The organism is Pseudomonas sp. 05N36, from assembly GCF_056397385.1.
Genome location: NZ_JBFTNH010000038.1, coordinates 1 through 12,604, shown reverse-complemented (window position 1 = coordinate 12,604; position 12,604 = coordinate 1). Strand labels below are relative to the sequence as shown.

7 protein-coding genes are annotated in these 12,604 nt (G+C 60.0%); all 7 read right to left on the bottom strand.

Translation table 11 applies throughout. The features are described from left to right. Positions 1-237 precede the first annotated feature (237 nt). The 7 genes from AC1DIH_RS27805 to AC1DIH_RS27775 all read right to left on the bottom strand — a co-directional run bounded on the left by AC1DIH_RS27805 (position 238) and on the right by AC1DIH_RS27775 (position 12,184). Entirely contained in the window at positions 238-3,264 is a 3,027-nt protein-coding gene (locus tag AC1DIH_RS27805) for a multidrug efflux RND transporter permease subunit (protein ID WP_477774044.1), read from the bottom strand. 13 nt (positions 3,265-3,277) lie between these two features. Next, on the bottom strand, positions 3,278-4,429 hold the full coding sequence (locus AC1DIH_RS27800) for an efflux RND transporter periplasmic adaptor subunit (RefSeq protein WP_477774043.1): 1,152 nt from the start codon (positions 4,427-4,429) through the stop codon (positions 3,278-3,280). Between the two features lie 134 nt (positions 4,430-4,563). Further along, the gene (locus AC1DIH_RS27795) at positions 4,564-5,661 is read right to left on the bottom strand and encodes a DUF1513 domain-containing protein (RefSeq protein WP_477774042.1); all 1,098 of its coding nucleotides are present in this window, start codon (positions 5,659-5,661) and stop codon (positions 4,564-4,566) included. 14 nt (positions 5,662-5,675) lie between these two features. Beyond that, complete coding sequence (locus AC1DIH_RS27790; protein WP_477774041.1) at positions 5,676-6,740, bottom strand: imelysin family protein; 1,065 nt, start codon at positions 6,738-6,740, stop codon at positions 5,676-5,678. A gap of 42 nt (positions 6,741-6,782) precedes the next feature. Next, positions 6,783-8,210, bottom strand: a complete 1,428-nt coding sequence (locus AC1DIH_RS27785; RefSeq protein WP_477774040.1) for a di-heme oxidoreductase family protein — start codon at positions 8,208-8,210, stop codon at positions 6,783-6,785. Between the two features lie 264 nt (positions 8,211-8,474). Continuing rightward, positions 8,475-9,818 (bottom strand): imelysin family protein, encoded by a 1,344-nt coding sequence (locus tag AC1DIH_RS27780; RefSeq protein ID WP_477774039.1) that lies wholly within the window; start codon positions 9,816-9,818, stop codon positions 8,475-8,477. A gap of 314 nt (positions 9,819-10,132) precedes the next feature. After that, a complete protein-coding gene (locus AC1DIH_RS27775) occupies positions 10,133-12,184 on the bottom strand; it encodes a putative bifunctional diguanylate cyclase/phosphodiesterase (RefSeq protein WP_477774038.1) in 2,052 nt (683 codons plus the stop codon). Positions 12,185-12,604 lie beyond the last annotated feature (420 nt).

Genomic DNA, 12,604 nt, shown 5'->3' with positions numbered 1-12,604 from the left:
CGGCCTTGCCGATGAATTCCTTATTGGCGCTTTTGGGTAGAAGGGGTGGGACGAAGTCTCCCACGGTCTGTACTGGCTAGAGTCAGAATCGGGCTTTTAGTCCCACCCACCCCTTCAAGTCTAAACATACAAGCGGGCTTGCTCGCGAATGCGGTGTGTCATTCAACCGATAAGTTGACTGATCGACTGCATTCGCGAGCAAGCCCGCTCCCACAGGAATAGCTTATGGCAGGCCCTTCAGGGTTTGTCGGGCTTGGCCAGCAACGTGTAGATGCAGGGCAGCACGAACAGGGTGAACAGGGTCCCGATCGACATGCCCGTGGCGATCACCATCCCGATATCGTAGCGGCTGACGGCCCCCGCGCCGGTGGCGATGATCAACGGCACCATGCCGAAGACCATGGCAGCGGTGGTCATCAATACCGGACGCAAGCGAATGGCTGCCGCTTGCTCCACGGCTTCGCGGGGCGTCAGACCCTTGTCCTTGCGCAACTGGTTGGCAAACTGGACGATCAGGATCCCGTGTTTGCTGATCAGTCCGATCAAGGTCACCAATCCGACCTGGGTATAGATATTCATGCTCGACCAGCCCAGGAACAACGGGATCAGTGCGCCGCAAATCGACAGCGGCACGGTCACCAGAATCACCAGTGGATCGCGGAAACTTTCGAACTGCGCCGCCAGCACCAGGAAAATGATCGCCAGTGCCAGGGCAAAGGTCACCCACAAGGCGCTGCCTTCCTGAACGAACTGCCGCGAGGCGCCGCCGTAATCGAAGGCATAACCCGGTGGTGCTTCMTCTTTGGCGATCTGGCGCACGGTATCGATTGCCTCACCCATGCTGACCGTCGATACACCGGAAAGAATCGCCGAGTTTAGTTGCTGGAACTGATTCAGCTGTCGCGGTCGTGCGCGGTCACTGATGTTGATCAAGGTCGACAGCGGCAATAGTTCACCCTTGGTGTTCTTAACGTAGTAGCTGCTCAGCCACTCGGGATTGTCCCGGTAAGGCCGTTCGACCTGGGCGATGACCTTGTAACTGCGCCCCTCGATGGTGAAGCGGTTGATCTCGGCTTCTGCCAGCAACGTCGACAGCGTCACGCCCAGATCCTCCATCGAGACGCCCATTTGAGCGGCCTTGGCACGGTCGATATCAACCACCACTTCGGGCTTGTCGAAGGCCAGGTCGATGTCGAGGAACGCGAACTTGCCGGACTCCAGGGCACGCTTCTTCACCCGATTGACCAGCTCCAGCAATGGCTCGTAGTCATTGGCGGTGTTGATCACAAACTGGAACGGCAAGCCTTCACCCGTGCCCGGAAGAGAGGGCAGGTTGAAGCCGAAGATTTGCAGGCCGGCGATGCTCGAAAGCTTTTGCTGCACCTCTGGCAGAATCTGCATCTGGGTTCGTTTGCGCTCATTCCAGGGTTTGAGCAGGAAACCGCCAATACCTGACTGCACGCCATTAAATCCGTTGATCTGGAAGGACGAGTAGTACTCGGGAAACACCTTGAATATCGCGAGGAATTCGTCGGTGTAGGTATTCAGGTAATCCAGGTTGGCCGTTTGCGGGGCGTTGGCCATCATGAAAATGACGCCCTGGTCTTCATCCGGTGCCAGTTCCGACTTGGTGAACTTGAGCAGTACCGGAATCAGGCACAGCACGATCACGGCGAACACCAGCACCACCGGCCGGGTATTGAGCGTGCCGTGCAGGACACTTTGATAACGACGCTTGAGCCCTTCGAAAATCAGATCGAGGCGATGGGCCAGGCCCGACGGGTTTTCATCGTGACGCAAGAGCAGCGCGCACATCATCGGCGACAGCGTCAGGGCCACGATCCCGGAGATCACCACGGCGCCGGCCAGGGTCAGCGCGAACTCCTTGAACAGAGCACCGGTCAGGCCCGTCAGAAAGCCGATGGGCGCGTAGACCGCCGCCAGGGTGATGGTCATCGAGACCACCGGCATGGCGATTTCCCGGGCGCCTTCGAGGGCAGCGTCCAGTGGTGTTTTACCTTCTTCTATGTGTCGGTGGATGTTTTCGACCACGACGATGGCGTCGTCCACCACCAGGCCGATGGCCAGCACCATCGCCAGCAACGTCAGCAGGTTGATCGAGTAGCCCATCAGCTGCATGAAGAACATCACGCCGATCATCGACAGCGGAATGGTCACCACCGGGATCAATACCGAACGCAGCGCGCCAAGGAACAGGAACACCACGACAATCACGATCAGCACGGCTTCGAAGAGGGTTTTCACCACTTCGTTGATCGAGGCCTGAATGAACAACGTGGCGTCGTAGGCGATTTCAGCCTTGAGAGTGGGGGGCAGCTGGGATTCCAGCTCCGGCATGAGCTTGCGCACTTCCTTGATCACGTCCAGCGGGTTGGCGGCTGGTGTGGCCTTGATCCCGATGTACACCGACGGTGTGCCGCCAAAGGAGCTGACAGAGTTGTAGTTCTCGGCGCCCATTTCCACGCGCGCCACGTCGCTGAGCAGTACCCGGCTGTCGCCGTCGATTTTCAGCGGAATGGCGGCGAAGGCTTCGGCGCTCTTCAATTCGGTGTTGGCGTTGATGCTGGTGACGACGTACTCGCCTTTGACTTCACCGGCGGCGGACAGGAAGTTGTACTGGCGTACGGCATTGGTGACGTCACTGGCGCTCAAGCCGAAACCGGCGAGTTTTACCGGGTCGAGCCAAAGACGCATGGCAAACACCTGGTTGCCGAGAATGGCCGCTTCAGCCATGCCGGGAAGGGTGGCGAGCTTGGGCTGAATCACCCGCGACAGATAATCGGTGATCTGCGGGTTGCTCAATTCTTTGCTGTAAAAACTCATGTACATCAGCGCCGAGGCACCTGCGGCCTCCTTGCTCAGCACCGGGTCTTCAGCGTCTTTGGGCAGCTTGTTCTTGACCTCGTTGGCCTTGGCCAGCAGTTCGGTGAACAGTCGGTCGCTGTTGGAGCCGATACGTGCATAGATTGAAATCACCGAGAAGTTCTGGCGGCTGACCGAGGTCATGTAATCGATGCCTTCGGCACTGGCCAGGCTTTGCTGCAAGGGTTGGGTGATGTAGCCCTGAATGGTTTCGGCGTTGGCGCCGGGGTAGGCCGTGGTCACCGTGATCAGCGCGTTCTCCATTTGCGGATATTGGCGCAGCGGCAGTTTGCTCCAGGCCTGGAAGCCCAGCAGCACAATCAGCAGGCTGACCACGGTGGCGAGCACCGGGCGGCGAATGAACGGATCGGTAAAAGCCATGGGAATTCCTTGATCAGTTCGTGCGCGGTTGGCTGGTCTGTTCAGTTGGCAGGTTCTTGTCGGGGCTGACGACAATGTGCGTGCCGTTGTCGAGTTTGATCTGGCCGGCACTCACCACTTGCTCGCTGTTCTGCAAGCCTTTGTTGATCGTCACCAGGCCTTCGCGACGCTCGCCGGTTTCGATGAAGCGCCGCTCGGCGATCAGGATCGGCTGGCCCTGGTCGTCTTTCTCGACGTTGCCGTTCGCGTCCTTCTTCTGGGCGACCACGTAGAGCGAGTTGCCATAGAGGGTGTAGGTGATCGCGCCTTCCGGTACGACGATTCTGGGTTGCGGGTCCGGCAACATGACCTGCAGGCTGGCGAACATGCCCGGTAGCAATGTGCCGTCCGGGTTGGCGAGAGTGGCACGTACCAGCACGTTGCGGGTGCTGCTTTCGACCTTGGGGTTGATCGCGCTGATGGTGCCGGGGAAGTTTTGTGTCGGGTAGGCCGGGACCGTGATTTGAACCGCCTGGCCGAGGGCGATTTTCGGCACCATTTGTTCCGGCACGAAGAAGTCGACGTAAAGGCTGCTCAAGTCCTGCAGGGTGGCGATGACCGTGCCGCTGGGCAGGAAGTCGCCGACATCCACCTGACGAATGCCGATGGTGCCGCTGAAGGGCGCGACGATGTGTTTCTTCGCCAGCGCAGCCTTGAGCTGATTGACGGTGGCCTTGTTCTTGGCGAGCACCGCGGTGAGCCGGTCGAACTCGCCCTTGGAGATCGCCTGACTGCCGACCAGTTGACTGCCGCGGCCGTAATCCAGTTGCGCCAGGCCCAGATCGGCCTGGGCGGTTTCCAGCAGGGCACTTTCAACGGCGCTGTCGAGCTGCACGAGCGGCTGGCCGGCCTTGACCTTTTGCCCGGATTCGAACTGCACGTCCTTGACCGTACCGGCAATCTCCAGGCTCAGGTTGACCCCTTGCAGCGCCTTGAGTGTGCCGACCGTGGGCAAGCGCGATTGCCAGGGCCGTTCGGTGGCCGTGGCCACGGCAACGCTCACCGGTGGTCTTGGCACAGCGAAGGTCTGGATCATCTTGTAGATGGAGAAGGCTTTGTAGCCTCCCAGCATCAGGACGATCAACAGCACAACACCCAACATGATCAGCATGCGGCGACGCAGCATATTCCACTTCCTTGGAAAAAATCAGGCGAGACAGACCGAACATTACTCCGTGTATGCGGGTGATTCCAGATACTTGCCGGTGAGCTGCGCCAGACGCGATCCGTAGCAACTGGCAGCTGCTACGGGGGCGTGATTCAAACCAGATGCAGGTGGTTATCCCAGAGCCCTGCGGGGAGTTCGAGGGGGGTTGCCATCAGCGGTGTCTGCCGACAATCGTAGAAACGGCAACGCCCTTGCCCCGACGTCACGACAAAGCCATTGGCCACTGCCCCGACACCGGCGCAGTCGGGCAGCGGTGCATCGAGGCGCACTTCACCACTGTCCAGGTCCCAGATGAAAAAACGGTTGCCGCGCGGCGCGGTGAGCGCCACCAGCCGCAAGTCACTGTGCACCGCGACGCTCGCGGTGTAGTGCCCCATGGCCTGCAACTGGTGCTCGGCCACCGGGAACGCGACAAAAGGCTGGCCGGGACGCTTGATCGCCAACAGCTCGGATGATTCATGGGCGGCGCCCATGAACTGCTGGCCGGTGACAATGGTGCCATCGCTGGCGATTCCCATGTGACGCACGCTGTTCATCTGCTGGGCCAGGGTTTCCTTGCTCAGCAGGCTGCCGTCGCGTTGCATCAGCACCAGGCTGGGTTCCATGGCGTCGAGGTTCATCTCGATCCGGCTTTCGGCTTCGGTACGAATCCCGCCGTTGGCCACCACCAGGGTTTCACCGTCGGGCATCCATGACACCTGATGCGGGCCGATGCCGTGGGTGGAAATCTCCCCGCTGTAAACCAACCGCTGCCCCTCGAAACGGTACACCCCGAGCAGGCCGCGACCCGGGTCGCTGGTGTCGTTTTCGGTGGCGTAGAGCCAGTCGCCGCTTTTATGAATAACCGCGTGACCGTAGAAGTGCCGGTTCGGTTGCGACACCACAGTTTGCAGCAGCGTGCCGTCACGCAGATCGACCAGATAACTCTCGGTGCCCGGCCGCCGCGCGACGAACAGAGCTATTGGCAGGGCAGGGTGGTTGATGATGTCGTGGCAGCGCTGGCCGACTTCGGTGGCGAACACCCGAGTGCCGTCCAGCCGATAGCCGACGGCGTAATGTTTGCCGTCGCTGTCGTCGCGCGCCGAAAGCAGCAAAGGACCGTGGTCCTTTTGCTTGAACAGCTTCCAGCCGCCCAGCGTCACGGCGCCCAGCAACAAACTGCCTAAAGTCAGAGCCTGACGTCGCAGCATGGCGCTACCCCTCATCAGTCACCGTCGTTGGCGTTGAAGCCGAGTTGGATGCCCAGCGCCTTGGCCAGTTCACCTTCGTGCAGGCGATGGACGACGTTGAGGCTGTCGTAAAGGTCGTTGAGTTGCTGGCGACCGGCATCGTCGGTGAGCATTTCGGTCAGCGAGCGCTGGCTGCTTTCGAACAGTTTCAACGACGCGGCGTAGGCGGCGTCGATCTTGTCCGCCAACGGTTTCTGTTCGGCCGGCAGCAGGCCGCGCAGGCCCTTGTTGTCGACACCGACCCAGACCGTTCGAGCGGCACCCAGGCTCGATTGCATGCTTTGCAGCGACGAATGACTGCGCCATGCATCGGCCTGGAACGGCTGTGGAATGCCCTTGGTCTGGCGACCCATCGGCGTGCCGAGTTTTTTCTTCAGGGTATCCAGTGCGGTCACTTGAGCGCGCAGCAGATCGGCGATGGCTTCGTGGGAATCGGCGTAACGCTGGTTCGGGAATTTGCTCATCTGGGCCAGCATGCCGTCGGTGCTGTTCCAGCTCGCGAGGATCTCTTCGGCCAGCAGCTTCTGACGTTCGCCGATGGCGGTCAGCAGCGGGCAGTAACGGGCTTTTTGCGCGGCGTCGGCCACGTTGGTTTTTTCGTCGAACAGAATGTACTCATAGGCCGAAAGGCCCTGCACGACGACGCTGGATTTGGCCAGCGCAGCGGCATCGATCTGCGGTTGTGCGGTGACCAGTTGCTCGACCTGACGGCCGACCAGGTTTTTCTTGTCCGGCCAGAACTGCACCTGCCAGGAGCGATTGCCTTCGGCCAGTGGGCCGACCAGCAACGGTTGCAATTGTGCCCAGGCTTTTTGTGCATGGAGGAAATCGGCGCGAGCCGTTGCCAGGTCCACCTTGCCTTCGCAGTAGGCCAGCGCACTGGCGGCCAATTGGCGGTCGGCTTCAACCCAGCGACTGTAGGTCGGCAGGATCACTTGCTTGGCGATGGCTGCCGAGGTAACAGCTTGAGGATCCTGGGGCGAGCAGGCACCCAGGACGAGTGCGGCAAGGCTGGTGAACAACAGCTTGGGGCGGAACATGTCGGGCTCCCTTTTTATGGGCAAAAGCGTAGGGGAAATGCGTCAAAGAGAATTCAAAAAGGCCAGCAACGCCGCGCGCTGCTCGGCATTGAACGCTAAAACCTGCTGCTGCGCCGCGCGTGCTTCACCGCCGTGCCAGAGCACGGCTTCGAGCAGGTTGCGGGCGCGGCCGTCATGCAGAAACTGGGTGTGGCCACTGACCGCTTGCGTCAGGCCAATGCCCCACAACGGCGGGGTGCGCCAGTCGCGGCCTGAAGCCTGGAATTCGCTGCGGTTATCGGCCAGCCCTTCGCCCATGTCATGCAACAGCAGGTCGCTGTAGGGGCGAATCACTTGATTGGCCAGTTCCGGTTCTGCGGCATTCGCGGCGGTGGTGAATGTCGGTGTGTGGCACGATTGGCAACCGGCCTGATAGAACAGGTTTTTACCGGCCAGGACTTGCGAGCCGTTGACGTCACGGCGGGCCGGGACGGCGAGGTTACGGCTATAGAACAGCACCAGGCGCAAGATGTTGTCGCTGACTTCCGGCTCGCCATCCGGGCCATTGCCGTTAGGTGCCTGCAGGCAGTCGGTCTGGGCCGGGGTGCAGTCATCGAACGGTCTCAGACGGGTGGTGAGGCCCATATCACCGGAAAACGCGTGAACGTTTTGCTGATTGAGATTCGGTTGCCCGGCTTTCCAGCCAAAACGCCCCAAAACGGTCTTTTGCTGCGCGTCATCCCACACCCGGTTCGGACGTCCGGCGATGCCGTTTTTGGCTTTAGCCTGGGCGTCGGCGTTGGCCAGGATATCGGCGTCAGAGATGGCTTCGAGTAACCCAAGGCCAATCATCGGCGGGGCGACTCGAGCGGAGAAAAGCGTGGCGGGATGCATCGGGCCGTAGCCCAGTTGGGTGATCAGCAGCCTGGGTTTGCGCAGTTCGATTTCAGTGCCGTCGGTAAAGCGCACCGGGACCGGATCATAGTCGACTCGAACCTTGCCTTCGGGGGCGACGCCGGGCACGGCCATGTCCTGGAGTTGCCCGCCGTAGACCGGCTCAGGCACCACGCCCATGTGCTCGATGACCTTGGCATAGGCCGGCTCGTTGGGGATCGACAGGCGCACCAGCATCGACACGGCATTATTGGAATCGGCCGTTGGCGGATGACCGCGACCGTCCTTGATATGGCAGTTCTGGCAGGCGTTGGTGTTGAACAGCGGGCCGAGGCCGTCGCGGGCGGTGGTGGTCGAGGGGGCGATCACCCAAGGGCTGCGGAAAAAACTGTTGCCGACGCTGAAGTCCAGCCGACGGGTCGGCGAGAGGTTGGCTGAAGGCAGGGAGAACGCATTCTGGTCGGTCTTTCTGACAGTCGCCGCGCCACCGGAGCGGGCTTCACCGGGTTCGGCCTTGGTAAAACGCGGGGCGTCATCGCAGGCACTCAGGCCCAGGGCCAGAAGCAGTGCAGACAAGCGAAGAGGCAGTGAGGGCATCGGCAATCCTGAAAGACGAGCCAAACAAGGGCGCAAAGTCTAACAGGGCAGCGGAGTTTGAATAAGAGGAATTATCGTTCGCTCTCACAGGTAAACCGCGATCCCCTGTGGGAGCGAGCCTGCTCGCGATGGGGCCATCATTGCCAATATTTATTTTGAACTTGCTACCGATATCGCGAGCAGGCTCGCTCCCACAGGGTATTGCGTTCAGGCAGGTATAAAAAAGGCGACCCGAAGGTCGCCTTATTGGTCGCTCAGTGTTGATCAGAAATCGTGATCGGCGTTGTCCGGGTTCAGGTCGCTGATGCCCAGTTTGCTGGCAGCCTGTTCGATCGAGGTGGTCTGCTTGACCAGTGCCGCAATCGCGTCACGCACAATCTGGTTACCTGCGGTGTTGCTGGCAGCGATCAACTGGTCGTAGTGCTCACCCTTGTTGGCGTGATCAACCATGACCTGGATTTTGGCCTCGGTGGCGGCCAGGTCAGCCTTGAGCGCAGCATCGGCAGCCGGGTCGGCTTTGGCCACCAGCGACGACAGGCTGGCGCCGGTCATTTTGGTGCCGTCGGTGCGGGTGTATTCGCCCAGGTACACGTTACGAATGCCTTTGGCATCGTAGAAGTGCGAGTTGTGGGTGTTGTCGCTGAAGCAGTCCTGTTCGTCCTCCGGGGAGTTGGCTTCCAGGGAAACTTTCATGCGCTCGCCCGCCAGTTCACCCAGCGAGAGACTACCCATGCCGAAGAGCATTTTGCGCAAACCGCTTTCAGCCGGTTCTTCTTCCAGCTCGGCGCGGTAGTTGTCAGGCACGTTCGGCTTCCAGTTGCCGACCATTTCTTCCAGGTCGCTGACCAGCAACTGGGTTACGGCTTTCAGGTAAGCGCGACGACGATCGTTGTGGCCACCGGTCGCCCCGGCGCCTTCCAGGTAGTCCGACGCCGGACGATTGCCAGCACCAGGGCCGGTGCCGTTCAGGTCCTGGCCCCAGAGCAGGAATTCGATGGCGTGGTAACCCGTCGCGACGTTCGCTTCGGAACCGCCCAGCTCGTTCAGGCTGGCGAGTTTTTCCGGCGTGATGTCGGTCACGTCGATCTTGTCTTCACCCACCTGGATGATCGGGTTGGCGATGATGTTGGCGTTGGCGCCCGGGTTACCCAGGGCGTGCTCGTAGCTCTTGTCGACGTAGTCGATCAGGCCTTCGTCGAGCGGCCAGGCGTTAACCTGACCTTCCCAATCGTCAATGATGGTGTTGCCGAAGCGGAACACTTCACTCTGCAGGTAAGGCACGCGTGCAGCGACCCAGGCTGCACGAGCGGCTTTCAGGGTTTCGGCATTCGGTTTGGCGAGGAAGGCGTCGATGGCGGTTTGCAGGGTTTTCGCAGTGGATTCGGCATCGCTGAAAACCGCAAAAACCATGTCGGCGTAGTGCGCGACAACGGCTTTGCCAGCGGCTTCATCGACTTTTCCGGTAGCGGCAGGCGCAGCAGGTGCCGCAGTGCTGGTGGCCGGCGTAGGCGCTTGAGGAGCAGCAGCCTTGTCTTTACCTTCGCCGCAACCGGCGAGGGAAATAGCGATGGCCAGCAAACTGGCGGTAGCCAGAGGCATACGAATCATGGCGAACATCCTGCTTCGGTAAATAATGGACAGGCGCGGGGGTGCGCAAAACTGCGACATAATGCAAATCTTTCGCATTATGTGTAAAGGGCCGTGATTGGAAATATGTCTTGTTTACGAGGTAGTTGCGCCTGCACATGACCTGCACATCACCTGTAGCAGCTGGCGCAGCCGGCGTTCGGCTGCGAAGCAGTCGTGAAATCAGGCACTGCGTTGTGTCAGGTAAATCGCGGCGTCAGGATTTACGACTGCTTCGCAGCCGAACRCCGGCTGCGCCAGCTGCTACAAGGTCCGAGGTGGGATCAGCTGCGTACTTACAGGATCAACGCATTACTGCGTTGGGCCTGTTTCAGATAAGCGGCCAGTTCCCGCGCAGGCAGCGGTTTGCTGTAGAGATAGCCCTGACCTTCGTGACAGCCTTCGGAGATGATGTACGTCTCCTGTTCGACCGTTTCCACGCCCTCGGCGATGACCTGCATGCCAAGGCTTTTGCCAAGCTGGATGATCGCGCGAACGATGGTCGCATCGTCGTCGTCATCGAGCAGGTCCTGAACGAAGCTCTTGTCGATCTTGATCTTGTCCAGCGGCAGGCTTTTCAGATAACTCAGCGATGAATAGCCGGTCCCGAAGTCGTCGATAGCGATCAAGGCGCCCGAACGGCGCAGGCTGAGCAGGTGTTGCGCGGCGGTGCTGATGTCTTCCATCAAGCCGGTCTCGGTGACTTCCAGCTCGAGGCTGCGCGGCGGCAGGCGATACATTTGCATCAGGTTGTTGATGACCCGCGGCAACTCGGCGTGGTGCAGTTGCACGGTGGACAGGTTGACCGCCATGCGCAGGTCGCTGAACCCCTGGTCATGCCATTCACGCAGTTGTCGGCAGGCCTGGTCCAGCACCCATTCGCCGATGGCGATGATCGTACCGTTCTGCTCGGCCAGCGGAATGAACAGATCCGGCGGCACCAGCCCGTGTTCCGGGTGTTGCCAGCGAATCAGTGCCTCGACACCGACCACCCGCTGATCGCGGTAACTGATCTGCGGTTGGTAAACCAGATAGAACTGATTGCGGGTGAGGGCATCGCGCAGGTCTTTTTCCAGTTCGCGGCGCCGGCGCATTTCACTGTCGACACTGGCGATATAGAACTGATAGCGGTTGCGCGAACGGGTCTTGGCCAGGGTCATGGTCTGTTCGGCTTTCTGCAACAGCTTCTCGGTGCTGTCGCCGTCCTCCGGGAACAGGGTGATGCCGATGGTTGCGCGCAGGCGGATTTCCTGATGATCGAGGGCAAACGCCGCTTCCAGGTCATCGAGGATGCTTTGCGCCAGTTCGGCGGCTTCGTAGGGTTGCTCGATATCGGCCTGAACCAGCGCGAACTGATCGCCCCCCAGGCGGGCGAGCGCGCCGAGACGACCACTGTGGGCACGCAGACGGTCGGCCAGGGCCAGCAGCAATTGGTCGCCGGTCTGGTAGCTGAATTGCTCGTTGATGCCTTTGAAATCATCCAGGCCCACACACAGCACGGCGACCCGGCGTTGCAGGCGACCGGCGTCTACCAGAATCTTGTCCAGTTGCTGCTGCAATTGCTGACGATTCGGCAGGCCGGTGAGGAAATCGTATTGCGCCATGCGCAACAGGCTGTTTTCGGCTTCGTGGCGCAGGTGCGTATTGCGTTCGATGGACTCGAGCAACTGGTTGGCGGTGTTGATCCAGATCCCCAGTTCGTTCTTTTCGTGACCCTTGAGCTGCGGAATCTTGTGTTCGCTGGGACGGTCGGGATTGACGTTGGTCAGGTGTTCGATGATCCGTGACAGCGGTTTGGTCAGCAGCCAGTGATAGACCAGGTACAGCACCAGGCCCATGGCCATGGCCCGCAATACGCCGGAAATGAAGATGATCACCGAGCTGACAATAAAGCCCTGGCCGTAGGTGGCGGTGTCGAGGGTGATGCTGAGGTCGCCGTAATACTCGCTATAGGGGCCGCGTCCCACCAGTTGCGTGGTGAACGTGCGTTCCTGGCCCAGAATGAGGTCGGTCAGCCAACGGCTGTGGGAATGCTGCAAGTCACGGGTTTTTTCCGCAAGCATGGCTTCATTGGGATGGCCGATGGAGGCCATGCGCACGGCGTCGTCCTGGAACAGGCCTTCGATAACCTGCATACCCATTTCCCGATCGAGGCTGTACACCGCCTGGGTCGAGGGATCGCGGAACATGTCGAGGATGCGCTGGGCATCATTGGCCACGGCCTGGCGTGTTTTATAAGCATCGAAAACAATCTGCGCACAGCTCAAGACCACGCCGACGATCAATGCCGACAGGAGCACGACCCGGAGCAACTTCACCGACAAGCTGTTTTTGAGTTCCAGCTTCAAAGGGTTATTCCTTGTTCCGTGCGGGTAACGTCAAGTTGCCATGAGTATTGGCAATCCGATGATGGCAGTCAAAGGGACAATCAAGCCATGCGAATTTTGTCCGCGGGCTTGGCCTCAATGCCGTGGTAGCTGGCAAGTGGAGCCCATTAGTAGTGTTTCGGTAGGCACCTCCTGCAACTTGAGGGGGAGGGGCGAATATTTATGTCTGGTTGATGGTAGACGGCTGTGGCGTTGGGGCAAGGGAACGTTTGTTTTCGGTGGTGTTGCAGGTGGATTTCACATTGCCTGGGCATAAAAATGTATGGTCAGCCCCTCTCCTGCAACCTCTTTGGCTGTTTTCGGTAAAGCTGGCTTGCGCTAATGTATCCGGGCTCATTGTGAGCGTTGCTGCTACAACGCTCGGCCCTCGATGAGTAGCCG